The sequence below is a fragment of the Candidatus Thermoplasmatota archaeon genome, assembly GCA_034660695.1.
In the GTDB taxonomy this organism is placed as follows: Archaea; Thermoplasmatota; E2; order UBA202; family DSCA01; genus JAYEJS01.
Genome location: JAYEJS010000073.1, coordinates 1 through 26,335, shown reverse-complemented (window position 1 = coordinate 26,335; position 26,335 = coordinate 1). Strand labels below are relative to the sequence as shown.

General features: G+C 40.3%; 23 protein-coding genes, 1 tRNA gene and 1 pseudogene. 7 read left to right on the top strand and 18 right to left on the bottom strand.

The annotated features are described in order from the left end of the window. Positions 1 to 114: 114 nt before the first annotated feature. A complete protein-coding gene (locus U9O96_03505) occupies positions 115 to 1,797 on the top strand; it encodes a lectin like domain-containing protein (GenBank protein ID MEA2054171.1) in 1,683 nt (560 codons plus the stop codon). 18 nt (positions 1,798 to 1,815) lie between these two features. On the opposite strand, the gene U9O96_03500 is transcribed toward U9O96_03505, so the two are convergent. The 5 genes from U9O96_03500 to U9O96_03480 are packed head-to-tail and all read right to left on the bottom strand — an operon-like array spanning position 1,816 to position 7,287. After that, entirely contained in the window at positions 1,816 to 2,751 is a 936-nt protein-coding gene (locus tag U9O96_03500; GenBank protein MEA2054170.1) for a hydroxyacid dehydrogenase, read from the bottom strand. Positions 2,752 to 2,800: 49 nt separating this feature from the next. Then, positions 2,801 to 3,562 carry a metallophosphoesterase gene (locus tag U9O96_03495; protein ID MEA2054169.1) on the bottom strand — a complete coding sequence of 254 codons (762 nt, stop codon included), beginning with the start codon at positions 3,560 to 3,562 and terminating at the stop codon, positions 2,801 to 2,803. Further along, entirely contained in the window at positions 3,563 to 4,939 is a 1,377-nt protein-coding gene (locus U9O96_03490; protein MEA2054168.1) for a hypothetical protein, read from the bottom strand. It abuts the gene before it with no gap. Between the two features lie 21 nt (positions 4,940 to 4,960). Then, positions 4,961 to 5,677 (bottom strand): metallophosphoesterase, encoded by a 717-nt coding sequence (locus U9O96_03485; protein ID MEA2054167.1) that lies wholly within the window; start codon positions 5,675 to 5,677, stop codon positions 4,961 to 4,963. Continuing rightward, on the bottom strand, positions 5,674 to 7,287 hold the full coding sequence (locus tag U9O96_03480; protein MEA2054166.1) for an AMP-binding protein: 1,614 nt from the start codon (positions 7,285 to 7,287) through the stop codon (positions 5,674 to 5,676). Before U9O96_03480 ends, U9O96_03485 begins: the two co-directional genes overlap by 4 nt. Positions 7,288 to 7,532: 245 nt before the next feature. Between U9O96_03480 and queF the strand changes: the two genes are divergently transcribed. Further along, positions 7,533 to 7,922: a preQ(1) synthase gene (gene queF / locus U9O96_03475; protein ID MEA2054165.1), complete on the top strand. Its 390-nt coding sequence runs from the start codon at positions 7,533 to 7,535 to the stop codon at positions 7,920 to 7,922. On the opposite strand, the gene U9O96_03470 is transcribed toward queF, so the two are convergent. Beyond that, positions 7,907 to 8,899: a histone deacetylase gene (locus U9O96_03470; GenBank protein ID MEA2054164.1), complete on the bottom strand. Its 993-nt coding sequence runs from the start codon at positions 8,897 to 8,899 to the stop codon at positions 7,907 to 7,909. The two genes, queF and U9O96_03470, sit on opposite strands and share 16 nt — an antisense overlap. A gap of 97 nt (positions 8,900 to 8,996) precedes the next feature. Here U9O96_03470 and U9O96_03465 point away from each other — a divergent pair, with 97 nt between their 5' ends. Then, a complete protein-coding gene (locus U9O96_03465; GenBank protein MEA2054163.1) occupies positions 8,997 to 9,380 on the top strand; it encodes a translation initiation factor IF-5A in 384 nt (127 codons plus the stop codon). Positions 9,381 to 9,448: 68 nt separating this feature from the next. Here the strand turns inward: U9O96_03465 and U9O96_03460 are convergent, their stop codons facing one another. From U9O96_03460 to U9O96_03445, 4 genes and pseudogenes are all read right to left on the bottom strand, one after another. Continuing rightward, complete coding sequence (locus U9O96_03460; protein ID MEA2054162.1) at positions 9,449 to 9,595, bottom strand: hypothetical protein; 147 nt, start codon at positions 9,593 to 9,595, stop codon at positions 9,449 to 9,451. Between the two features lie 223 nt (positions 9,596 to 9,818). After that, a pseudogene (pdxT, locus tag U9O96_03455) lies at positions 9,819 to 10,360 on the bottom strand (pyridoxal 5'-phosphate synthase glutaminase subunit PdxT). Next, positions 10,360 to 11,382, bottom strand: a complete 1,023-nt coding sequence (locus U9O96_03450) for a TIGR00295 family protein (protein ID MEA2054161.1) — start codon at positions 11,380 to 11,382, stop codon at positions 10,360 to 10,362. The pseudogene pdxT and the gene U9O96_03450 overlap by 1 nt, the downstream one beginning before the upstream one ends. Continuing rightward, positions 11,376 to 11,777, bottom strand: coding sequence for a hypothetical protein (locus tag U9O96_03445; protein ID MEA2054160.1), 402 nt, complete (start codon positions 11,775 to 11,777; stop codon positions 11,376 to 11,378). The genes U9O96_03450 and U9O96_03445 overlap by 7 nt, the downstream gene beginning before the upstream one ends. An 89-nt stretch (positions 11,778 to 11,866) precedes the next feature. On the opposite strand from U9O96_03445, the gene U9O96_03440 reads away from it, so the two are divergent. Next, positions 11,867 to 12,310, top strand: coding sequence for a hypothetical protein (locus tag U9O96_03440; GenBank protein MEA2054159.1), 444 nt, complete (start codon positions 11,867 to 11,869; stop codon positions 12,308 to 12,310). Positions 12,311 to 12,484: 174 nt separating this feature from the next. Here U9O96_03440 and U9O96_03435 read toward each other — a convergent pair. From U9O96_03435 to U9O96_03415, 5 genes are all read right to left on the bottom strand, one after another. Further along, positions 12,485 to 12,556, bottom strand: a tRNA-Thr gene (locus tag U9O96_03435). Position 12,557: 1 nt separating this feature from the next. Then, positions 12,558 to 13,070 carry a hypothetical protein gene (locus U9O96_03430; protein MEA2054158.1) on the bottom strand — a complete coding sequence of 171 codons (513 nt, stop codon included), beginning with the start codon at positions 13,068 to 13,070 and terminating at the stop codon, positions 12,558 to 12,560. Positions 13,071 to 13,142: 72 nt separating this feature from the next. After that, the gene (locus tag U9O96_03425) at positions 13,143 to 15,113 is read right to left on the bottom strand and encodes a C25 family cysteine peptidase (GenBank protein ID MEA2054157.1); all 1,971 of its coding nucleotides are present in this window, start codon (positions 15,111 to 15,113) and stop codon (positions 13,143 to 13,145) included. Positions 15,114 to 15,163: 50 nt separating this feature from the next. Continuing rightward, on the bottom strand, positions 15,164 to 15,664 hold the full coding sequence (locus U9O96_03420) for an amino acid-binding protein (protein ID MEA2054156.1): 501 nt from the start codon (positions 15,662 to 15,664) through the stop codon (positions 15,164 to 15,166). Positions 15,665 to 16,084: 420 nt separating this feature from the next. Beyond that, entirely contained in the window at positions 16,085 to 17,278 is a 1,194-nt protein-coding gene (locus U9O96_03415) for a right-handed parallel beta-helix repeat-containing protein (GenBank protein MEA2054155.1), read from the bottom strand. A gap of 118 nt (positions 17,279 to 17,396) precedes the next feature. Between U9O96_03415 and U9O96_03410 the strand changes: the two genes are divergently transcribed. After that, positions 17,397 to 18,950 carry a PQQ-binding-like beta-propeller repeat protein gene (locus U9O96_03410; GenBank protein MEA2054154.1) on the top strand — a complete coding sequence of 518 codons (1,554 nt, stop codon included), beginning with the start codon at positions 17,397 to 17,399 and terminating at the stop codon, positions 18,948 to 18,950. Positions 18,951 to 18,995: 45 nt separating this feature from the next. Here U9O96_03410 and U9O96_03405 read toward each other — a convergent pair whose 3' ends face one another. Both U9O96_03405 and U9O96_03400 read right to left on the bottom strand, forming a co-directional pair. Continuing rightward, entirely contained in the window at positions 18,996 to 20,465 is a 1,470-nt protein-coding gene (locus tag U9O96_03405; protein MEA2054153.1) for a M28 family peptidase, read from the bottom strand. Between the two features lie 63 nt (positions 20,466 to 20,528). After that, positions 20,529 to 22,628, bottom strand: a complete 2,100-nt coding sequence (locus tag U9O96_03400; protein ID MEA2054152.1) for a PKD domain-containing protein — start codon at positions 22,626 to 22,628, stop codon at positions 20,529 to 20,531. Positions 22,629 to 22,905: 277 nt separating this feature from the next. On the opposite strand from U9O96_03400, the gene U9O96_03395 reads away from it, so the two are divergent. Then, positions 22,906 to 24,270: a TrpB-like pyridoxal phosphate-dependent enzyme gene (locus U9O96_03395; protein ID MEA2054151.1), complete on the top strand. Its 1,365-nt coding sequence runs from the start codon at positions 22,906 to 22,908 to the stop codon at positions 24,268 to 24,270. Continuing rightward, a complete protein-coding gene (locus U9O96_03390) occupies positions 24,271 to 25,353 on the top strand; it encodes an ATP-NAD kinase family protein (GenBank protein ID MEA2054150.1) in 1,083 nt (360 codons plus the stop codon). Positions 25,354 to 25,358: 5 nt separating this feature from the next. Here U9O96_03390 and U9O96_03385 read toward each other — a convergent pair whose 3' ends face one another. Further along, complete coding sequence (locus U9O96_03385) at positions 25,359 to 25,934, bottom strand: class I SAM-dependent methyltransferase (GenBank protein MEA2054149.1); 576 nt, start codon at positions 25,932 to 25,934, stop codon at positions 25,359 to 25,361. Between the last annotated feature and the right edge of the window lie 401 nt (positions 25,935 to 26,335).

Sequence of the window (26,335 nt, the reverse complement as noted above, 5' to 3'; positions counted from 1 at the left end):
GTTAATTCTTTTGCCAATTTGCTTGATACGATATGTGATATATTTTCGTAATGGGAATTGACTTAAGGAAAAATATATAAGGAAAGAGTTTTTACAAATTGGAGGAAGATAAAAATGAAATTAGTTTGGCACAAAACCGGATTATTTTTGTTAATTGCTGTTATCTTTTTTATGCCTGCAGCACTATCTGACTTTCCGAATGATTCCTTCGAATTATCAATGGAAGATCCGCCAATTTCTTTTGATTTAAGAGATATTGATGGCATTAATTATGTAACCTCGATCAAAAGCCAAACAGGGGGCACCTGCTGGACGCACGGTGCGATGGCTGCTATTGAAGGAAATTTACTCGTGACCGGCAATTGGGAAGCAGCTGGAGAGACTGAGGAACCTAATTTGGCGGAATACCATCTCGACTGGTGGAATGGATTCAACCAACATAATAATGACGATACCAATCCACCCACAGGAGGCGGATTGACTGTACACATGGGGGGTGATTACAGGGTAACTTCTGCATATCTCTCCAGAGGAGAGGGAGCAGTCTATAGCTCTGATGCAAACGATGATACCGAGTTGGATGATAACTGGTATGATGATTCTCCTGCACGATACAACTCTAACTATCACTATTATTATGTCACGGATATTGAATGGTATACTATTGGAGATGATCTCAGCAACATCAACACGATTAAACATGCAATTATGGAACATGGTGTAATGGGTACTTCCCTGTGTTTTAGCGGTTCCTTTATATCTAACTATGCTCATTATCAACCCCCCGATAATTCATATGATCCAAACCATGCAGTTGCTATTGTCGGCTGGGATGATAACAAGGTGACACCTGCACCCCTTCCTGGAGCATGGCTCTGCAAGAACAGCTGGGGAAGCGGTTGGGGTGAAGACGGCTACTTCTGGATATCATACTACGATAAACATTGCTGCCATAACCCTGAAATGGGCGCAATTTCTTTTCAAAATGTTGAACCGTTAAAATACAATCGAATCTATTATCATGATTATCACGGCTGGCGTGACACATTGACTGATTGCGCTGAAGCATTCAATGCTTTTACAGCTAGAGATAATGAGCTACTCACTGCAGTAAGCTTCTACACTGCTGAAGACAATGTGTTTTATCATATCATAATATATGATAGTTTCGAGAATGGAGAACTACAAGAAGAACTATCAACGAAACATGGAATAATAAATCATACGGGATTTCATACTATAGACTTGGATACTCCTGTTAGACTTACGGCAAATGATGATTTCTATATTTACACGCAACTTCTCGGAGGCGGGCTTCCATATGATAGAACTTCTGAGGTTTCTGTCTTGCTAGGTTCTCAATCTCCGGGCGTCATTGTCGGCTCATCTGCTCATCCTGGTGAGAGCTATTATCGTAAAGACAACCAATGGTTAGACCTTTATGAGCGTGAGGGTATTCCATGGCCTGGAACAGCCAATTTTTGCATGAAGGGCTTAACGGTGCCGCTCGTGATGCAAGTAGAGCTGGAGTTATCTGGTGGCCTAGGGGTTACAGTTGTTGTTAGAAACAACGGGAAGGATAACCTATCCAATCTGGAATGGTCAATTGAGTTAAGCGGCCTCTTGTTTGTTGGTGGAAATCCTAGTGGGACAATAGCCGACTTGGCCCCAGGAAGCGAGGAAATACTAAAGATACCTGTTTTCGGACTTGGGCCAGGGACTATCACAGCAACAATAAAAGATGCAACTAAAACTGCAGATTTCTTGATACTTGGGCCGTTTGTGATAATAAGATAACTTAATTTTTTCCTTAGATTAGAAACGGTTTACCCAGAAATCCGGCTCCTTGCCGTCAAGCACCTTCAGTATCTGTTCCGCACATATCGTTCCTGCACGCACCTGTCCCTCTTTTGTGGAAGCCCCCAGGTGAGGGGTGAATGCAATGTTGTCCAATTCAAAAAGCGGAAGGTTTTGGGCAGGCTCCTTTTCATATACATCAAGGGCCGCACCTGCAATCTTTTTTTCTTTCAAAGCAAGGTAAAGGGCGTTTTCGTCAACAATACCCCCCCTGGCACAGTTTATAAGATATGCCGATGGCTTCATTAAGGAAAAGGCATCTTTGTTTATCATGTGGTAACTTTCTTTCGTTCTCGGAAGGTGCAGGGAGATGAAGTCTGAATTTGATAGAAGTTCCTTTGTGCCCGCTAGTTTTGCACCCATACTTTCTGCCTTTTCTTTTGTACAGTGAGGACTGTACACCAGTAAATTCATTCCAAAACACTTGGCAATTTTTGCTATTTCTCTAGCAATATTCCCGGAACCTATAAGCCCGAGTGTTTTTCCGTTCAATTCTATGCCCTTCAACCTCTTTTTAGCCCACTCTCCTGCCCTCATTGTTCTGTCAGCCTTTGGAATGTGACGGGCTAGAGATAACATATGGGCAATGGTAAGTTCTGCAACGGAACATGTCGCTCCCGTTGGGGAATTCACAACTTTTATCCCTTTTTTTGTCGCAGCCTCCACATCTATGTTGTCTACTCCTATGCCAGCCCTGCCTATAACAATCATGTTTTCTGCATTTTCTATTGCCTTCCTTATAACCTTTGTTCCGCTTCGCACCATTAAAGCGTGGTAGGGTGCTATTTCATTTGCCAACTCTTCTCCAGTTATGTTTTTAAAAACGACCTCATGATTTTTTTTTAACATATCCATCGCTTCATCCGCAATTGGGTCAGTTACCAATATTTTCATTTTAATCGAGCAGTAAATACAAAGTGAGATAAAAGTTTTTGCCAGTTTTTTAGAATTGCAGATAACTTATTTTCCCCAGGTTTGTTCCATCCAGCAGATACGCATTTGCATTTTCCAGGTCAATCAACTTTTTCATTGGACCCATAATGCCTTCCGTATTGACCGCCATTCCCCCACATAATGGATTGAATGCAGGCATAATGATAACTTCCATGCCAGCATTTGCATCCCTGTACCTCTCCAGAAACACATCTTTTTTGAGAGATGCCCTAATCCAGCACGATTTTGATATGCTGTATCCAAGTTTATCTCTCAATCTGACAACGGGATGGACATGGCCCATGACCAGCAGTCTTCCTTTCATTACTTCCTTCGAGGGCCAAGCATGGCCGTGAACGAATCCTATTTCATCGAGCAGTAACCCGCGAGAGCCATATACTTTTAAATTTTTGTGTGGATTCAGCCCCCCGTCGTGATTTCCCCTGATAAGCAGTAATTCTATAACCTCCTTCAATTTATCCAAGAAAAATTTCACTTCTTTCTTTTCTTTTTTTATGGCAATTTCGTATTCCCGCGTATTTTTTACTTGAACAATCATATGTTTTACATCCCCGAGAATAATCAACTTCTCTGCACTCTTTTCTTTGCATATTTCCTCACACCTTTTCAATAAAACTTCTGTTTGCGAAGGAATGTTCGCACCTCTGATGGAAAATTCATATTCTATGCCAATGTGCAAATCTGCTATCACGATTGCCTTCATGGATGAAACGTAGAGAGCCCTTTTTTTGTATAGCGGCAAGGCCAGCATCTACCACCCTACAAAACTTTTTATCAGGGGGGCAATGGTTACATTCAGAAAGAAGGGAATGTATATAACACCGACGAAAAACAGCAGTAATAAACCCGTAGCTTTCCCCGCACCTTTGCCCACTTTCTCCAGACCTATCAGGCTGAATACAGACGAAAATATTATCCTAACAGGAATTGCGATCAGCACCATGGCGGCAAACCACGGAATTAACTCAAACGGGGCAACTATCCATTCCTGTATGCCCATGCCATCCTGTATAGCAGTTGTTGCTACAGATAGTATGCTTTTTCCGAACTTATGGCGTATCTCCCAGTCCCACAGATAAAACGAGATGGCCAGGCATAATAGATGAATGATTGCAGCAACGCCGCCCATGCCTTTATCGTATGCCCCTATTTTTGTGCTGAATTTCTTTCTAACAAAATAAATAATAATCCATGTAGCTATCGCTATTGGCCACAATCCTATTATTTTATCCGGTATAAACCACACCATAGTTCCTTTTTCATCGTTGTAAAAATTACCATCTATTGTTAAAAGGATCGCCTTTGCATTAAGATAGACACTTTTGTTTATTACCGCAGTTCCATCGCCTCTAAAAAATGAAAGATTTTTGATGCTCATTGCTGTCCCATCTACAAATACAGTCCCACCAGAAATGACACATGCCCCGTTCATGTCAAATGGCAAAGGAGGCAGCTCTATGTCAAGGGCATCAAGTAATTTGTCGTCAAAAACATTACCTTTTTTCATGGATACATTCATCTCTCCATCTGTAGATATTCCAAAAATTTTTGTCTCTATACAGGCATCGAAGTCGCCTTTGAGAATGATATTGAAGTCTCCGCCTTCTTCCCATGTTCCGTTGCCTACAGAAACATTACCGCCTTCTATATTTAAAACGGCATTCTCATAACACTGGATGTAAATTGTATCTTTAGTTATTATGCCAATAGAGGTTTCATTTGAGCTATCGAAAAAAACAATGGCAGAATCCAGACTTTCATTTATATTTGCACTTAAATTTATTTCTCCATTCCCGCCAGTTATGATGAGATTTGTGTTAAAAAATCTTTTTTCGCCAGTGCCCTTCCCATTAATAATTATTTCATCTACGCCCAAAAATTGTTCTTTTGAAATGTTCTTTGAGATTGCAATGCCATTTATAGTTCCACCAATTCCTATTTTTCCTGACAGGATTACATCATCATTGCCGGAGTAAATAACAGAATGCATTTTTGAGATATTCATGCCGCGGGGGTATGCAGAAACGACGGCTGAAAAAATGATAAGGGCCATGACAACTGCAATAATAAAAACACCGTTTCCTGAAAATGCTTTTTTATTATTGTTTTCATCACCATTACCTTCCATCTTTATGTTTATTCCCCATTGCTATAAATATTTTCTTAATACTTCATACTTTTCTCTTTTTTTAGTCCTTATATTTACTTTATTGACCATTATCGCCTTGTCGCCTAATTCAATAATATCGAAAGATTGGCCTGAACCTGTTCTTTCACATGAAACAGTACCTGCAGTAGATACGACCGTGTTGTTTATTTTCCATACCCACGGAACGTGTTTATGACCGCTTAATACAAGAGGAACTTTATACATATCAAGTATTTTCATCACTTCGCCCGCATCGACGAGAACATTTCTCTCTCTGCCCGTATGAGGTATTGGAACCAGGTGATGATGCAAAAAAACAACTGCATTTGGCAATAACTTTTCCTGGAGCCATTGTAGTTGTTCTCTCCCAACATGCCCCTCGTCTATGTCCGGTTCACTGCTATCTAGCCCTATAAAAGTGTATTCGTCCACTTCCTCAACAAAAAATCTCTTTCCAAAAAACTCCTCAAATTTCTTGTAACCCTCATGCCTTGAATCATGGTTTCCCGGAACTATAAAGTAAGGGGTTTTTATCTTTCTAAATTCTTCTTTTACGCCCTCAAATTCTGCCTGCAACCCGTAATCCGTGATATCACCTGTTATAATAACAATGTCCGGGCTTTCCTCATTCAACATCTCAATACATTCATCCAGCATATCATGCAAAAACATCCAGCTTTTGCTGTAATGGATATCAGATATATGGGCTATTCTCATTTTATCACCAATTTTTCTTTTGCCATTTCTCTCAACTTATACTTCTGGATTTTACCGCTTGCCGTCATCGGGAACTCATCACTAAAGAATATATATTTTGGAACTTTATATCGGGCAATATTTTCCTTGCAGAACTGTCTTATTTCTTCCTCGCTTGACTCCATGCCTTTCTTGAGTTGAATGAAAGCTGCCACATTCTCACCATATTCCTTTGAGGGGATGCCAACAACTGCCACATCCCTTATCTTTGGATGTTTGTACAAAAATTCTTCTATTTCCCTTGGATAAACATTTTCTCCTCCCCTTATAATCATGTCATCCACTCTTCCCAGTATTTTTATGTAACCGTTTTCATCCATCTCCGCCAGATCCTTTGTATGGAGCCACCCATTTTCTATTGCTTTTTTTGTTTCCTCGGGCATTTTGTAATATCCTTTCATGGTATTGTACCCCCGTGCTATAAGCTCTCCTGGCTCGTTTGGCGGCAACTCTTTGCCAGTCTCCGGATCAACAATTTTCACTTCCACTGGGGAATGTGCTTTCCCCACTGTTTCCACCCTTTTGTCTATGGGGTCATCCCTCTTTGTCTGTGTAATAACAGGTGATGCCTCTGTTAGCCCATAACAGATGGTTATTTCCTTTACATGCATTTCATCCATTACTCTTTTCATCACCTCCATCGGGCAGGTGGCACCCGCCATTATACCGGTCCTCAAGGTCGTTGTGTTGCATTTGCTGAAATCCGGATGATTCAACTCTCTTATAAACATCGTCGGGACTCCTTGGATTACGGTACATTTTTCTTGGTCAACGGCTTTCAGCACTTTACCCGCATCAAAAATTTCTATCGGGACCATCGTTGCACCGTAAAGTACACAATTGAGTGTTGACATGACGCATCCAAAGCAGTGGAAAAAGGGCACGGGAATGCACATCCTATCTTTTTCCGTTAAGCCAAGGTATTTCCCGACCCAGTAGGCATTGTTTATGATATTGTAATGGGCGAGCATCACTCCTTTTGGCTTGCCTGTTGTGCCGGAAGTATACTGCATGTTTACGACGTCATGTGTATCCAGTGATTTCTGAACTTCTGCCAGTTCATCATCGGATACATCTTTGCCCATATTGATTACTTCACCAAAATTGGACAAGCCGGGATGTTTCTCTCTTCCAATAAAAACAATGTGCTTCAAAAATGGAAACTTTTCCGATGTTTTTCCCTCCTTTATCTCTGGAAGTATTTTGTATACCGTATCCACATAACTTACGTCTCTGAATCCATCCACGAGAAAAAGAGCGGTTGAATCGGATTGTTTGAGCAGATATTCAAGCTCATGGGCCCTGTAATTTATATTGACTGTTACAAGAATGGCGCCTATCTTTGCCGTTGCAAACTGCAGTATTACCCACTCGGGCACATTATAAGCCCATACGGCAACATGATCGCCTTTCTTCACTCCCAGACGCATGAGCCCCTTTGCCAAATCATTGCATATTTCCCTGAATTCCCTATATTTACACCTCGGGCCGTTCAGGTAAACAAGAGCATCATTATCGGGATATTTATCTGCTGTCTCGTCAAGTATCTGGCCAATGGTTTTTTTTATCATGAAGGGTAATACCACATCCTTTCATAAAATTTATTGTGAAAATGAAAGTTGGAGGGGCTGGGAGATGGAGGTGGTAAAAAACTTCCGTGGTAACCGCCCCTCCAAAGAATCACCACGAAAATGAAATAAAAAATCGTATATAAATTTTTTTTAGATTTTATTTCCTATTCTTTTTCAATCTCATGAGGAGAAAATATTATTAAATATTGCTGGCATATTAGCAAAGAAAATTAGAGGCACGACAAATGAGTGAAAAAAAATATGGCGAAAAAGCGATTGAAAATGCCGAATTAGAAATATGGGTCAATCCCTGCCGGGAGAACGAATATGCCATCAACATAGAATTTGCCGAGTTTACATGTCTGTGCCCCCGTTCAGGGTACCCTGATTTTGCCGTAATAAAAATAAGATATGTGCCTGACAGGTACATAGTGGAGCTCAAATCTCTGAAGCTCTATTTAAATTCTTACAGGAACAGGCATATCACCCATGAAGAGGCGACAAACAGGATATACAACGATTTGAAGTCTATAATTATTCCAAAGTTTATTGAGGTTATAGGAGAATTTAATATACGGGGAGGGATAAAAACGACAGTAAGAATGTCATCCGATGAAACTTATAATGTCCAATAGCTTCCAAGCACATTTTTAAGTCTGTTAACAACCTCGTCGGCATCTCTTTCGTTCTCGAAAGAATCTTCGAAATGTACAGGCGTATGATTCAGCATGCCTATCTCGCTTGCAACCCCTTTTCTCAGTACATCGAGTTTGTAGCCCCCTTCAAGCGTGCAGACAATGCGATTCTGAATGAGACTGAATTTTTTTATTATTTCTCCGTAGAAGTCTATGGTGAGGGCAAGTCCTCCGAGTGCATCGGAATGATGGGAATCAAATCCTGCGGATATTATGATGAAATCGGGTGAGAATTGCTCGGCTACCGGTATCATCACCTCGTCCAGTACTTTTCCAATTCCTTTGGTTCCCACACCTCTCGGAAGGGGGGCATTGATCGTGAAAGCTTCACCCACTCCTTTTCCTATCTCATCGGTCATTCCTGTACCCGGATAGTGGGGAGAAAGATGAATCGACTGATAGAGTACATCATTCCTGTCGTAAAAAATATCGCATGTCCCATTGCCATGATGGACATCGTGATCAAAAATAAGAACCTTCTTTTTATGTTTTGTAACAAAATTTGCAGCGAGGGCGGCATTATTGAAAAGGCAGAATCCCATTGAACGATTTTTTGTTGCATGATGACCGGGAGGTCTAATTAGGGCAAAGGCATTTTCCTCCCTTCCGTTCATCACTTCATCGCACGCTTTTACCACCCCGCCTGCCGCCAGCCTTGTTACTCTGTACGAATCTTTGACCACATACGTATCCGGATCGAGCCACCCCGTCGTGTCTTTTACCCGTTCAACCATCTCCCTAGAATGAACCTCAATCAATTCTTCCTCCCCTATCATGGCTGGTTCAACGATGCTCAATTCATCAAAAAACGGCATTTCCTTCAAAAAATCCATTATTGCGACAAGTCTTTCCGTCGTTTCTGGATGACCCGGGCTGTTGTGAAGAAGAAAATCGCTGGAATAGATTATCGCCGTCATCTTTTTTGGATACAGTAATTCTTTATAACTTTTTCATTCTGCTTACGTTTCCAAAACCTTATTTATGGGTTCCCGCATTTCGTTTCATGGTGCTTAAATGAAGGAAGTTGCTGAAATACGAGAATTAAAGGCAAACAGATACGTGATAATAGACGACGAGCCCTGCAAGATAGTCAGCATAACAACATCCAAGCCGGGCAAGCACGGTGAAGCAAAGGCACGTATAGATGCGATAGGTGTCTTCGACAATCAGAAGAGGAGTATAGTAAGTCCTGTACGCCATAAGGTCAACATACCCATTATAGATAAAAGGACTGCTCAAGTTATAGCGATTATGGGAGATAAAGTCCAATTGATGGATATGGAAACGTACGAAACTTTTAATATGGATATACCCGATGAATTCAAGGGCAAATTGGAGAACGGAAAAGAGGTACAGTATCTGCAGGCCCTGGGAAAGAAAAAGATAACGAAAGTGTAACTGAGGCTATGAAGCCCAATAATACTTTTAAGTCAGATCGCAGAGCTGCATGATATTAAGGAAGGCAATTATTTGGAGTTTACTCCTATTGGATATGGGGAGTTTAAAATCAAAAAGCCATAATCTGTTATACCATCCCTCAAAATGCCTTTCTCCTTGCTCTTCCTAAGCCAGAAATGGAATAATGCAGTTATGCAGTCTTTTTTTAAATCCACCCAAGCATTAAGCCAGCTAGCAACAACAAAAACAATATTGGGTTAATGAAAATTTTAAAAACCATTTCTGGATTCCTATTTGGGAACAGGGCTGTTAAACAGGTTTTTTGCCTTTCTCTTTCCTGTTCCCGCCTCCTTTTTCCTTTTCATACCTCTGCCCTGTCCTTATCCCGTTTTCAATGTAAGTTAAAAAGTCAAAGCAAAAGCTTTAAGATGGAAAAGTTTACAACATCTCCAGAAAATATTGATGGATTCTCAGATCATCGGTTAGCTCGGGATGAAATGCCAGGGCCAGTTTGTTTTTTTCCCTCGCCATGATGGTGCAGTCCTCCCACACCTTTTTGATTAGCGGAGCCCTTATGAACACCGCTGGGAAAGGTTCTCGAAAGCCTTCAATGTCAAGCAGGCATTGAAATGATTCTCTTTGCCTTCCAAACGCATTTCTTTTGACTTCAATATCCATCAGTCCGAGAGTATTTATTTCGTTGCCATCAAGTTTCTTTGCCAGTAAAATGCAGCCGGCGCATGTCCCCACTATTGGTATGTCATCTGCAATTTTTTTATCTCATCAAAAATGCCTGTTTTTATCATCAGGTTAGAAATTGTGGTGCTCTCTCCCCCAGGAATTATAAGAGCATCTACATCCTCCATTTTTTCTCTTATCGGCAGTACTTTTCCCTTAACTTCCATGCCTTTCATTACTTTTTCAACGGCAACAACATGTTCTTTGACATCTCCCTGAAATGCTGTTACGCCCACTTTTATCATACCAAATCACCTACATCGATACCGCACAATTCGCTAAGTTTTTCGTGAAGTTTTATCACTTTCTCGGTGGCTTTTCTGCCCGCTTTTTCCTCAAATTTTTTTACAACGTCATCGATGGTTCTGTAACCATTGCCCGTAAGGTTATCAGCATGAGCGATTATTTCCTCTTCTAAGGTGCGGGGCGTGTAGTCACTCGGTGGCAAACCCAGTTTTATCGCATCATCTTTATCTATGCCTGCCCCGCCATGCCTTTCTATTGCCAGCACTACTTTCTCTGGAAGGCCAAGGCGTTTGGCGATTTTTGCCCCCTCGGCGATATGCTGAATTCCGTGTGTTTTCACCCTCCCGATGTCGTGAAACAAAGAGCCGAGGAAAACGGTGTTCATGTCGATATCTATACCTCTTTTCCGCATTTTCTCCGCTATTTTCATGGCCAGCTTCTGAACTTTAAATGAATGGTTTATTACTTCCTGTGAACATCCTTCATCCCGTAAAATTTTTATGTAATCTCTCTCAATAACTTTCTTTCCGCTTTTTTGGGGTATTATCTGAAATTTTCCGTAAAAGTCATTGTCCATCCATTGTCCGTCGGTGACATAATGCATGAATATCGCCAGGGCTGCCACTTCAGAATGTGGCTGGTTTCCCACAGCAACATTGAAATCTGCCAGCGAGTAAAAATCTCCTGGAACTTTTTTTGAGCCTACAACAGCAAGCACTTTATCGTGTTTTTTTATTTCATCCACAACGTCGGTTATTTTTTTCCCATACATGGTAAGATGCACAATCAATCCGTCCCAGTTTTTTATAACACCTTTCCAATTAACGCCCGTTTCTATCTCAAAATCGTCGCCAAATCTCTCATTAACGCTCTTGACAACTTTTTCTATTCCTTCATCTTTTCTATCTATGACTATCTTCCTGGCACCGAATGCCCTTGCAACAAGTGCGATATGGGTTGTTATACGCTTATCTCTTGCAATTCTATGTCCGTATCTAAAAACTGTGACATCTACCATTTATTTAGCTCTTTTTCCTCTAATGGATATATGAGTAACGTTGTACATCCGGCAGCCATGAAAAATGACACGATGGGGTGTATCTTTTCGTAAAGGCTCAAACCGTCTATCCTGAAAGACAGAATCATGAATATGACCGCGACCATGCTCAATATCCCACCGATGAAACCGCCCATGGTCGGATTTATTTTTACTTTTGTTTCGGCGAACGAGAAGGCAACAAAAATGCACCATATCACCGCCCCTCCGAGAACAGTCGTAGCCACTGAAAAAAAGAATGTCAAGTCCGGTCTCCAGTTGGGATTAGGGTACAAAGTGAAGAACCATATGTAAAATGCAAGGCCCGTAAATCCCAGTCCTGAAAGAAATGACAGCACTCCTTTATTTAATTGCATAAAGGGAAAATGCGCATCCATTAATAAAACTTATTCATTTTTGGCGACATTTCACAAGTATTTTATACCACGCTCAATTTTTGGACATAATGGGAAAATTTGTCGTCTTGATAGCGATCATCGTACTTATTTCCTGCTCCACTCAGTTGAGTCATCTCTCAGATGCTGACGATACCAGCCATTGGGAGGTGAAATGGTATAAAATTTACAATACAGTAAACAACAGCACATTCCGTGTTTTTGTGGGCTCCGAAAGCTGGGATAAAAAAAGTTTTTATTACAACTGGGATGGGTACAAAGTATATGAAAACTATACAGACAATATAGGTTTTGAAGCTACTGCTCTCATACATTCTGAGGGGGGAGAATACGAATTAAGACTCTACGACGTTGATGACTATGCATGGGTAACCGTAGACGGAAAAGAAATGCTCAGGGTGGAAAAGGATGATAAGGCGGGCGAGGGAATCGTAAAACTAAATAATCCCCTTCGTTTATATCGTGGAGTTGAGCAATTTGAGAGGGAATCGTGATCGCCAGGCTTTCTCCGGCCATCCTGACTTTACGTTTAATTGCCATATTCATATACCTGACTATGGAAATAGATGTTTGTATACATAATTTGCCCCTCCCCAATATATGTAATTATTTCAAAATTATCGGCTTATACTACATATATCTGCTTCTATTATGAAATGTAAATCTGAAGCCGCCGGAGGGGATTGAACCCTCGACCTTCTGATTACGAATCAGACACTCTACCACTAAGCTACGGCGGCTTTATACTGGCTCATATATCTCTGCAAAAATTTTATAGTTTCCTGAACCCCTAATCTTTAGCGTTATTCTCCAATTTCCTATTTGCGGTTCTGCGAAATAAAAAAAATCCTTGTATTCATTTTCTTTACCGAAGGCACTGTATTCCCTAGATACATTTACGCCGGACGGATCTGTTATTGTTATATTTGCATAACCTGGAACAATGTACTTCCATACCGGATCTACAAAATCTGAAAAAGTTACATTAACATATACATGCATATACCTTGTATTTCCTTTTACCATTATAGGGGGGTACTCCTCAATCTTTACAAGATTTTTATTCAATGCATCAATAAATTTAAAGCTCTTCTCGTCCTCGAGTTTCTCATTCCATTCATATTTCTGTTTTTCTCCAGTTTTTTCCAACAATTTCTGGAATACTTTCTTCGGCCCTATACATCCTGATAAAGAAACAAGGATTAGCGTAACAGCTATCATAAGTGGAATGACTGCCCTTTTCCTCAACGACATTCAATTGAGTAGGCCCTTGTGATTTATTAAGGTTGCGATACCAGATTGGCCTGTAAAAGGGGAAGAGAAAGACTATGCGTATCCCCCAATTTTCAGGCTTGGATCGCCGAAGAGAACCCATTCCTGTGCCGTTTTGCAATCCACCAGTTCAGAGGTATATGGGCTTTCTGACCAATCCATTGACCAGTCTATCGGGAATGTATTCACATAGTCAGTTACTGTGGTGCCCCATGTTTCGCCCAGAATGTCCTTGCCACAATGGTTATAGACTTTGAAGAAGTGCGTTTCTATCCATCCACCCAGATACTGTATGCAGTCTGGGATGCCGTCCGGTACGCTGTCCGGGATTTCATCAACCGGGCCGTCCCCCACTGACCCGTATCCGAGACCCGTGTTACCAATAGTGGCAATAGAGCCGCCATTCATGCCCCTCGTAAACAACCATCCCCAGCATTCCGGTGTCATCTCGCCCAGGTAGTATGCCCAAATTCCCTCTGTCAGCAACCGAAAAACACTCACGTTGAACTGAGAGTTGTGACAACCGCCAACAATCAGTACGGGCAACTTTTCGCCATTATCGAGTTTTCTAATGTTTTTCAAACCAAAATCTATCCACGTATCAAAATCATTGTGTGGATGGGTCGCCCAGGATGCCGGGTTTCCATGACCACTGAAATAAACAAATCCTTCTCCCTCGGAAAGAGCACTCCCTGTATTTTCTGGCGTGAATTCGATGTCGCCCCCTTTCACATATATCCTGACATGCTCAAATCCATCCATGAAACTTAAGGCATGGTCTGTTTCTACCTGCCCTTCGATGTAATCAGTTCCCACTTCTTGGTCAGGGAATGAGTCTCCCCCAATAACGACCATCCTCTTGAACCAGTCCTGTCCATATGTTGAAGTCTCGTATTTTATTATCCTGTCAACCACCAGATTCACTTCAAACGTATTTCTACACGGAAGACGGCCAACATAAACGTCAGGAGACAAGTCAAGAACATCTTTGTTGTTGATATTCCATTCCGCAAAAATGTCGTTGCTGTTTGAATCCCAGTCATCAAAAACAGGCATTCCGTCCTCATATTTGTAAATATCAGCATAATAAAGGTCGCTGATGTAACTTGCCTCCCAGCTCGAGTTGTCATCCAGATGAGAATATCTTACCGGCACATACCATGAATTAAGACGCTGCCCTTTCATTCCGCCAACGAGCATTACATATTTTATTCCCAAACCCTCTATAGCATCTTTAATGAAATATTTGATTTTTTCAGCATCATCTCTTCCACTGGATGTCTGATATATGCTCTCGGTTGAAGCAAATATTATTTTTACACCATGGTTTTCTTTATGCTCTATCAACGGCTGTAAAGCATCCGAAAATTTGTCGGGTGCAATGATGAGCAAGTCACGCGCATTATTAAAAGTAGACTGCTGCTGCCTTTTTTCAAACGTAACCTTTATTTCGGCATTATTTACAGATTCTATGGTATCAGACAAAGGAAAATATCTCACTGGATGTAGTTCAACCGTCAAAAATATAACATGCTTTCCATCCTTGAGTCCAACAGTAGTCCCATAATTAAACCACTTTTCTGGATATGGATCGCTTGACATGTAAACTTCTTTATTTTCTTCCATTGTGATAGGACGTGAAGCACTATCTGCTATAACATGTCCGGTGGCCGGTGCAATCTTTTGTGGCAGTTCATATACTGAAGTGTTTAAAATTTTGCAGTCAATATCCAATATTTTTGTCTCGAAAGGAAATGTGAAAGTTTTTACAGCAATAGGCATTGATGGCGCCCCTGGATTTATTGTATAAGAATCAGATTCTTTTACCATGACGGATGCATATCTCTTTCCCTCGGTAATGGTTGGTGGGGAAAAATTCATGCTATATGTCAAATCCTCTATTGAAGATTCATCACATGTGTTTTTGCTGCTTGTTTCGCCCAATTGCATGCCTGCCAACTGGGTGCTGCCCAATAACACTATCACGATTGCCAGGGTTCCTAAAATCGCTTTTTTTCTATCCATTTATGTCGCCTCCAAATCCAAAAGTGCTATCCCTTTTTAAAGATTCTCGGTCAGTATGCAACAACCCCTTTTACTCCCTTGCTTGTCCTTATTTTTGAAAGTATGTTTCCGGACAACGGTTTTTCTGTGACAATAAAAAGCCTGGGCTCTTTTGAAAGTTTGTAATCATCCACTATCGCCTGGCGTATGCTTATTTTTGCCTTTGCAATAATTGAAGAAACGGAAGCAAGTATCCCCGGCATACTGGCGTCCACGGGTATTATTTCCACAACTCCCCAGTTCATTTGTGGTGCCACTTCTTTTAAATGGCACGTTGGCTGAAGCATCAAAAAAATTTTTCTCAAATCCTTGTTTTTCCATACCGCCTCGACTGTGCTTACCACTGCTCTCCTATCAACTCCTACTGCCCTTGCAACCTTGGAATACGATAATTCGATTTTTCCACAAAAAAGAGTATTATTTTCTACCCGCAAACCATAAGTAAGGAGAAGTTCTACCACTTTTTGCTGTGCTGGAAATTTTTTGAATAAGGCATATATCTTTCTCCACATGATATTGTATATTAAAGCGAGGTATAAAAAACTGCTTTATTCTAGTTTGCTCTGTTTAACTACATTACTTTTATTGTGCTACCATTCTCTCAAAAAGAGGTTATGAAATGGGAGGAAAAATTGGAAAGATGAAATAAAATGCTCATCTTCCATACCTAAAAGTGCGGGTTTAACTTCCGGGTTCGGTTTGAGATGGTCTTCGCTTTAAGATTGTAGAAAAAATCCAAACATCACAATGCAAGAATTAATGCTCCCTATTTTTTTATGAGCTTAATCAACCCTATAAAAATTAGGATTTCAGCAGTAATCCACAACGGAAAGGCAAGAGTAAGAAAAGGGAAAAAGGGCAAGAGAAGTATTGCAGCTGCTAATAAAAGAAAAAAGAGTTTGCGGTTTTCTTTCTTTAACAATGTCCTCACCTTAGCCTATTTTACATTCTTCCTTGAGCCATGGGAAATAAAATACCTTCGCCAGTGTTGTTTGTATTCTATCTCCCCTCAGCCCGAACAAATGGCTCGGCCCTAATGGACTGCCCCAATAATTATTGCGGGCATTGCATACAGAAAATTCTGCTTTCATTCCTATGCCATTATTATAGATATTATTGTAATCGATATAACTATTAGAAATACCTGTGCATACATAAATTCCATAACTATTATTTTCAATATTGTTATATCGTATAAAAACTTTTGCATCCTTAGATGTAGATCCCATCCTTATTCCCCAAAAATTTCCAGTTATACTGCAGTTCCCAATTTTTGCATCCACCGATCCCATATCAATTCCTACATATCCATGAGAGATATTGCAGTCTAGAATAGTGCAGTTGAAAATCGATGGGCCAATGTTAATCCCGCTGAAATTGTAAGTGTTTATGTCACAGTTTGAAATAAATACATTGGATGCACCGAATACTTCTACTCCGTCTCCGTTGTGGTAAATGGAACAATTGGTTATGCGAATATTTGATATAGGACCTTCGCTAACTCCTTCTGCAAATATTCCATCTCCCCCTATTAGCCATCCATTATCATCTTTTTTACCAATGTTGTACGATATTGTGCAATTTCCTATTTCAATGTTATTACCTCCTCTGATATCTAGCCCCCAATAGTTCTGAGATATATTGCAGTTTTCTATGGAAATGTTATCCGTTGAAAAAATCCCGATTCCATCGCACTCTTTTATTATGCAATTTGAGATTTCAATATGATTTCCATCTTCTATTTTTATACCGAATGTCCATTTCCCACCAGAGATATTTCTTATTGTAAAGTGACTGAAATTGACATGATTTGCTGTTATGCTGAAGACCGTTACATCTGTTTCATTCATTCCATCTATTATCGTGGTATTTTCATTTTCTCCAATCAAATTTATTGGTTTGTATATTCTTACATGCTCGGGGTAAATGCCTGAATAAACAAAAATTGTATCACCATTACTTGCATCATTTATTGCATCCTGTATCTTTGTATAGTTGTTTGGACCAGAGCCCCCAACATAAAGAGTATTGTTTGTATTCATGTTTGAAGCAACGTTGCCTCCATCGATAGATGCAAATGGAATGAATAAAAGGAATGAAATCAACAACGCTGCAACCTTTTTCATGGTTTTATATCCTCATTGTCCTTAAATTTGTTTAGGAAAAAGGATATATTCCCCTGAAATTTTTATTGACGTCGTTAGTTATTTATGCCAAGAATCTATTAATAATGAAGAAATTGATATGAAAAGAATATGCATTGCAGTTGCTCTTATATTTGTCATAGTAAATGCTTCGATAGCTTTCCCTTTATCTTTTGATAATAATGATGGCTTACAAGATTCACCTTGGCCAATGTTTTGCCATGATGTAAAGCATACAGGAAGGAGTGAGTATGATACAAGCGGCAATCCCGGCACACTAAAGTGGAAATTTGAAACAGGGGAATGGGTAGATTCCTCCCCAGCTATAGCAGAAGATGGAACAATATATGTTGGAGCATGGGGAGCACCTATTTTTAAAGGGCACTTATATGCAATAAATCCAGATGGTACATTAAAATGGAAATTTGAAGCAGATTGGATAATATCTTCTCCAGCTATAGGAAAAGATGGAACAATATATGTGGGTTGTGATGATGGCTATTTATATGCAATAAATCCAGATGGTACATTAAAATGGAAATTTTATTGTCACGATGGTCACGATATAATATGTAGAATACATTCATCTCCTGCTATAGGAAAAGATGGGACAATTTATTTTAGCATAGTTGGACCAGGATGTGACAAAGGCAGAATTTATGCAATATCCCCTGATGGAACAGAAAAGTGGCATTTTGATACTGGCTTTTGGATTTATTCTTCTCCAGCTATTGGTGACGATGGAACAATATATATTGGATCGCATGACTATCATTTATATGCAATAAATCCAAATGGTACATTGAAATGGAAGTTTGAAACAGGAGCAGAAGTAAGAACATCTCCTGCAATAGCAGATGACGGAACAATATACATAGGATCATGGGATGGATATCTGTATGCAATAAATCCGAATGGAACATTGAAGTGGAAAGTTCTACTGCCAGAAGATGCGGAAGAAGCTCCAGCGATAGCAGAAGATGGAACAATATATATGGGAACAGTCTTTGGACTATCTAATGGTTTTTTATATGCTATAAATCCTAATGGCACGTTAAAATGGAAATTTAAAACTGGAGTAATACATGAGTCTCCATCTATAGTAGGAGATGGAACGATATATGTTGGTGCAGAAAACTATTCTTATCCTCTTTTCCAAAGAGGAATATTATATGCTATAAATCCGGATGGAACAGAAAAATGGAGAATACTGGTAGCAACCAGTGGCATTTCCTCCTCTACTGCAATAGGAAAAGACGGAACGATATATGTTGGGGGACACAACACTACATCTGATGGTGAATTAGTCGGTGGATTATATGCTATCGGTGGAATAAAAATAGAAAGGCCGAAGCAAGGTTTTCTTTATTTCAACGACAGAGAAATCATGCCAACAAAATATGGAAACACAATAATAATTGGAAAGATAAGCGTTAACATCTATGCATTTAATGAAGAAAATGTGAGCAAAGTTGAGTTCTATCTGGATGATGGCCTGGTAGGAGTAGATACAGCTGCACCATTTGAAATTGTATTAAACGAAAAAGCGTTTTGGAAACATACTCTAAAAGCAAAAGCATATTACATTGATGGATCTACTCCTGTACAAGAAATGGATTTATTCATATTTAACCTTGGTCTTTCCCAGATATAGAAATAAAAAATAAAGGGGAAAAGCTATGCTTCAGGTGTACCTCAGCTAAACAGTGTAAAAATGCCATACTTGTCCATATGTAGTTGCACCATGCTCATCTGTCGCAACCACTTTCCAGTAATAAGTTGTGCCAGCTTGTAAATTGCTTATATAACAACTTGTTGATGTTATATCAGATGCAATTTTTACATCAGGCGTATTGTCATTTGCTTCGAAGTAGACATCGTAGTAAACAACATCTCCATCTGGATCTCCACCAGTCCAGCTCAACTTCAATGTATTTACAGGGCTTAATGCAGCTAGCTCCGATGCTGTTGTTGATGCTTGTTGCTGAGAAGATCCATCATTTATGGGTACAGTTGCGCCATCTGCTGGAGATGGATTAGAAGGAGTATATGGTGGGCTATTTGGTGTTCCTTCTGTAGTGAAATGCCATATCTCTCCTCCACTAACTTCACCCCAGTTATCTTTTGCCACTATCTGCCAGTAGTAGGTAGTTGAATAGCTTAAAGTTCCTGGATCATATACTGTGGTTGTTTGTCCAGAAGATACCAGTTCAGTGGAATCAGGAGTTGAATCAGTACCAAAGTATACATCATATGTTACTGTATCGCCTGGATCTGGATCACCTCCAGTCCAGCTTATATCTGTGTTGATACCAATACCAGTAGCACCATTGGCTGGAGATGGATTTGATGGCACATTTGGCGGGTTTTCCACTGCATAACATTTAACAACTTCCAATGTTAGTTCTGCAGTAGCACTTAAGTCGTCATCATCTATATTGCCCATTACATCGCCTTTGTTGTGGTTATTCCCATCTCTATGATATCCTTTATATAGCTCTTTCCCAAAATCAATAACTGTTGTATAATCTACAAATGTCTCAGCATCAGTTGCTTCTGGAGTGCCGTAAATGGAATCGAATTCATAGCCTGACTTTCCTTCATAATTTATTTGCTGTGCTATTTCGTTTACCTTGCTCACTACAGATGCGTCATTAGATGTCATATTTAGCGGTGATAGAGTATTGTGGGCTACCATATCAATGTTAATCATATATTCTACATTTTCTGTTGAAGTTGTTGTTCCTTCAGATGTTTCTAGATATTCTTTTTTATAATCCTTAGATCCTCTTCTTTGCCACTCTTCTCCAGCAAAAGCGACAAACTTTAATTTATATTTAGGAACTATGTTGTTTTCCTTGAAATATTTCGCTATTCCTAACATGATGCCAGTTCCGATAGCATCGTCTATTGCTGCTTGATTCCATAATCCATCATAATGTGCTCCGACGATTATTACTTTTGAGTTATCTATCCCAGGAATTTCCCCCATGACGTTATAGCTTTCTACTGATGAGGAAGTATCTTCCATATATATCCTTGCCTTCACCTTGTAATTTGGGTTATTTAGGTACTGCTTTATCCATTTTCCATCTGCTCCAGTTACAGAGACTCCACCTTTTTGAACCCGTGTTCCAGCCATAAAGAATGTATCGTTCCAACAATCCATTAAAATAACTCCAGCCATTCCCGTGTGTAAATCTATCTCCTTAACCCAATCATAGGGTTTCTCCTAGTTTTCCTCTAGCAACCAAATCATTCCTTCTTGATATTCGTCTGACATACCAACCCATCCTGAATCATGTGTTCCTGGTACAAGAGGTGGGAATGGAAAACTTGATCCCAAAGTTCTATTTACCCAATGGATATCATCAGGATCAGTTTTATTTGTGGCTGTTACGTTTAGGTAATAATTTGTAACCTCTGGCCTTACATTTAATGAATCTTTATCAATGGGATCACGATAGGCGCTTTCGAGACCTATCCAAGTCATGTTACTTTGAATATATATTGATGTGGCTTGTTCTCCCTCTGTTCCAAAGTACCTCCCCCGAGAATATGAAAATATATAGTAGGCGAGTTGAGCTGTTACACTCCTTATGAAACCTATATCTATTTCTTTCTCAGTAATAACGGTTATTGTTTTTGTTTTGCTGGCGGTTGCGCCATCATTATCTGTAACTGTTAGAGTTACACTGTAACTGCCAGCAGATGTATAAACATGGCTTGGATTTTGTTGTGTAGAAGTAGTAGACCCGTCTCCAAAGTTCCATTGCCATGCTGTTATATCTCCATCTGAGTCTGATGATTTATCTGTAAACTGTATTATGCTCTCAGTTGTTGGATCCAATGGGGAATAGTCGAAATTTGCAGTTGGAGCAACGTTTTGAACCGCTACATCTTTCGATGCAGAGCTCGTAGCACCATCATTATCTTCAACAGTTAATGTAACAGTATATGTTTCATCATCTGGGTACTGGTGTGTAGGATTTTGTATGCTGGATGTCGCTCCATCTCCAAAGTTCCATGACCAAGAGACAATATATCCATCCTCATCTGTTGATTGATCAGTGAATTGGATTGTATCTTGGGTGGTTGGAGATGATGGCGAATAAGTAAAGTCTGCAACAGGAGCAGCGTTAACCACCACTGTTAAAGATGATGACCAGCTGCTTACCGCACCATGTTCATCCTTTGCCTTTGCCTTCACCTGATAGGTGCCAGGAGTGTTCCATAGATGATACGCATATCCTGTGGAGCCTGAGCTATATGGCCCACGCCATCCAGAGTCAGTGCCATCGCCCCAGTCAAACAAATAATAGATGTTATCACCATCTGGGTCGGTGGTTGATGTCGAATACGTATAGCCTGCTTTCGCATTGTGTACCAATATTCCATCTGCAAAAAAGGTGTGATATATGTCGACTTCAAGATTGTATGTGGGTACCTGTTCCCACACTTTTTCCACAGAGGTGACTATAACAACCTCCTTGTTTTCACCAATTAGCTCATCGCCGATTTTTACCTGCTTGGCGGGTATCCATCTCCCACTCACATAAAGGAAATGGTTTGGTGTCACCCGAATTTTATCATTGATAACCACATAATAATCTCCCATTTCCTCCGGAGTATGCTCATACACATCGATAACCTCTCCGTTCACCACTTGACCTTTGTTGTATGAAACAACCACATCGCCCTGCTCGATGTGTTTAATGTTCTTGTGTGAGCCATCCGCCATCCGTATCGCCGTTCCGCTAAGGAAACGCGCAGGAGGAGTTTTAACAGAGGTAGGTCCTGAAGGCTTGCTTGGTGTGTACGGAGGATTATTAATCGGCTCTATCGGCTCTGCCGGAGCCTTTGCATTATGCACTAATATGCCATCCGCGAAAAAGGTATGATAGCTCTGAATTTCAAGATTGTATGTGGGAGCCTGCTCCTGCACTCGTTCTACAGAGGTGACAATTACAGTCTCATCGTGCTCGCCAAGCAGTTCATCTCCTTCAGTGATATTTCTGGCAGGTATCCACTCATTGTTGACATAAATGATGTGGTTTGGGGTTACCCGAAGTTTATCATTGATTACCATGTAGTATTCCGGCATTTCGCTAGGGTTATGAGAATATACTTCCGTTACCTCGCCGATAACAATTGAGCCATTGTCAAAGGACTTCACCATATCGCCCACTTCCACCTGCTTGATGTTTTTGTGGGAACCGTCTGCCATTGTGATTTGTGTCCCCGCAAGGAAACAGGGATCCAACGGCTCGCTTGGTGCCGATGCGCCCTCGGCATCAAACGGTATTGATGGCAGGATTACACCTGCTGCCATTACACAGATAACAAAAAACTTTCTATTTTCTTGTTCATTGCCTCACCAATACAGTAATACCGTTTTTTTATATCATTTTCGGTGGGTAAAATTGTTCTGGGGGAACAATACTCTTGCCAATTTGTGAGAAGTGAATCACAAATTTAAGAGCGAAAGGATGCTTTCTCCTTAAGTGTTAAACAAAGTACCGCATACAATACAAAATCACACTTTAAGGCTATTTTATAGACATTGTTGTATAATTTTATACAAAAATTTATATTCTCATTTTCAATACATGCCCATAAAAAAAATAAAAATATTACTTGATGAAGACGAATTGCCAAAAAAATGGTACAACATACAGGCGGATTTGTCTACCCCATTGGATCCTGTGATAAATCCGGCTACGAAAGAGCCGATAACCCCGGATGACCTGAAGGCGATATTTCCAATGGAACTGATAAGGCAGGAGGTTAGCACCAAAAAATATGTAAATATTCCAGAGGAAATTCTGGATATTTATCGATTATGGAGACCTTCACCGTTGTACAGGGCTTACCGATTGGAAAACTATCTAAAAACTCCTGCAAAAATATACTATAAATGGGAGGGTGTATCACCCCCAGGATCTCATAAACCAAATACTGCGGTAGCCCAAGCATATTATAATTGCAAGGAAGGCATTGAAAGGATAGCAACAGAAACCGGTGCTGGACAGTGGGGCTCTGCGCTTGCATTTGCTACAAGATTATTTGACATGAAATGTACGGTTTACATGGTGAGAGCAAGCTATGAACAGAAGCCCTATCGCAAGAGCCTAATGCGGGCGTGGGGCGCAGAATGTTTGCCGAGCCCAACGGATAGGACAAAATCCGGAAGAGCAGTATTGGAGAAAGATCCGAATACAACAGGAAGCCTGGGTATTTCAATATCAGAGGCTGTGGAAGATGCGGCAACCCACAATGATACGAATTACGCACTCGGTTCCGTGCTCAACCATGTTTGTATGCATCAAACAATAGTTGGCTTGGAAGCAAAAAAACAGTTTGAATCGGTCGATGGTTATCCCGATGCAATATTCGGATGCGTCGGCGGTGGTTCCAACTTCTCGGGAGCATGTTTTCCATTCGTGGGAGACAAATTAAGAGGAGAAAAACCTGATTTGCGAATAGTATCATGTGAGCCAACTGCTTGCCCAACACTGACAAAAGGTCTATATGAATACGATTTCGGCGATACAGCCAGTCTGACTCCTCTGATAAAGATGTTTACACTCGGACACGACTTCGTACCACCTCCAATTCACGCAGGAGGTCTTCGCTATCACGGGGATTCTCCGATACTATGCAAGCTCACCAGCGACGGAGTTATGGATGCGGCAGCCTATCATCAAAACGAAGTATTCAAGGCAGCAATTATATTTGCAAAAACGGAAGGGATCATTGTTGCACCCGAGGCTGCCCACGCAATAAAAGCGACAATCGATGAAGCGTTGAGGTGCAAAGAAACTGGCGAGGAAGAAACCATACTGTTCAACAATTCTGGTCACGGCAACTTTGACCTGACTGCATACGATGCGTATCTTGACGGGAAACTTATTGACTACGAATATCCCGCAGAGTTAGTAAAGCAAGCGATAGCCAGATTACCAAAGATATAGATGAAAAAAATAGGCTTTCTCGTAAATCCTATAGCGGGCATGGGTGGACGCGTTGGTCTAAAAGGAACAGATGGAATGGTGGAAGAAGCGATAAGGAAGGGAAGTGTGCCTACGGCCGTCGATAGAGCGAAGGCGGCGATGAAAGAAGTTGAGGTCCATGCTGAGATTATCACATGCTCTTCAGATATGGGGGAAAACTGCCTGGAACAAAATTTTGAAGTTGTGTATAGAGCATCAGAAAATACATCTGCATATGATACAAAAAATGCGTGCAAAGAATTTCTGAGAAGAGAAATTGACTTAATTGTTTTTTGCGGCGGAGATGGAACGGCAAGAGATGTGTACAACATTATTGGCAAAAAAGTGCCTGTTATCGGTGTCCCAGCGGGCGTTAAAATGTACTCATCGGTCTTTGCTATCACTCCTACCGCAGCAAATAAAATAATTCTAAAATTTTTACAGAACAATTCTTCGATAATTGAGACAGAAATAATGGATGTGGATGAAGGAGCATTCAGGAAAGGGGTGATGAAAATAAAGCTGTATGGATATGCCATGACACCTTACGAAAAAATTCTGGTTCAAAAAGGAAAAGAAATCTTTATTTCGATGAGTGAGAGCATCCAGAAAAAAGAAATAGCCTCATTTTTGTCTCCTCTTCTTGGTAAGGGAACATATATTCTCTGTGGAGGAAGCACAACGGAAAAGATTGCCGAAAACGTCGGGATAAAAAAAAGTTTACTTGGAGTAGATGTTATAAAAGATGGAAAACTGATCGTCCGAGATGCGTGTGAGAATGACATACTGGGCCATCTGGATGGCAATAATGCCAGAATAGTTGTAAGTCCCATTGGCAGGCAGGGATTTATTTTTGGAAGGGGAAACCAGCAAATAAGTCCTAAAGTAATAAAGAAGGTTGGAATAGACAATATCATTATTGTGGCAACACCTCATAAACTATCCCAAACTCCATATCTTTTTGTAGATACTGGCGATGCCAAACTCGACAAAAAATTGGAGGGATGGAAAAGTGTTATCGTCGGATTTGCAATGGCAGAAAGAAAGATGGTACTAAGTGCATAGCACTATTATTCCAGGTCTGCCTTTACTAGAAGCATCGATTTTATGAAATCCGGTCGGTTGAATGTTTTAATTATTTTAAATCCGCGAGAAACGAATTCTTCCCTGCCGTAAATTTTATCCATGAAATCCCACGGTTTCCTTGCAACAATTTTTGTATTGTTTTTTGCTTCTTTCCTTATCTTTTCAAACACTTTTTCTCTTGGTTCAACACCTAGAGAAATAACAATTACATCGAAAACATCAGTAGGATATGACATGGCATCCCCTTCCATTATATGTATCTTGTTGCCCAGCCCGTATCTGTCCACCATATCTTTTGCTCTTTCAACAGCTTTTTTGTCCCTGTCAATACCTACAAAGGATGCATCCGTGTTCATGGCAAGTACCAAGAGCGTATTTGGTACTGCCCCGCATCCAATGTGCAAAACTTTGCAGTTTTTTTCTATTCCAGCCATTCCAAATTCATCCAGTGTCATTTTTTCAAAGAATTTTGTATATATCCTGCCAAAAAAATTTGTTGCAATAATCTTTTCGAGGGTACGAAGAAAAATGTCATGAATGCCCTTGCTTTTCTTTGCCATCCATGACTTAATGCCGGAACGTTTTAAAAATTATACAGCCGTTATATGCATGATACATTATATCGCGATTGCCGTTGAACCGCTGTTTTATATCAAAATGTAGATTTAGTATATCTATTATATATACTGATTATACTAAAATTACCTTTTTAGTAAATCCACGTATTTTTACAGACCCTTGAGAATGAATATCACGGACTTTGCGGCAGTAGCCGTTCGGGCAATTCAATTTTTGTGAAATGATCTCGATGGGCTTTTCGCCTAAAAAAAGGCATTTCCGTTAAAATTTCATAAAACTTATATAAAATGCAGGCAATCAAAGTGTCCGACGGTAAACCGATGGACACTTGGGGATGAAAAAATGAAGAGAGTTACCATATATACGCGTGTTTCAACAGAAG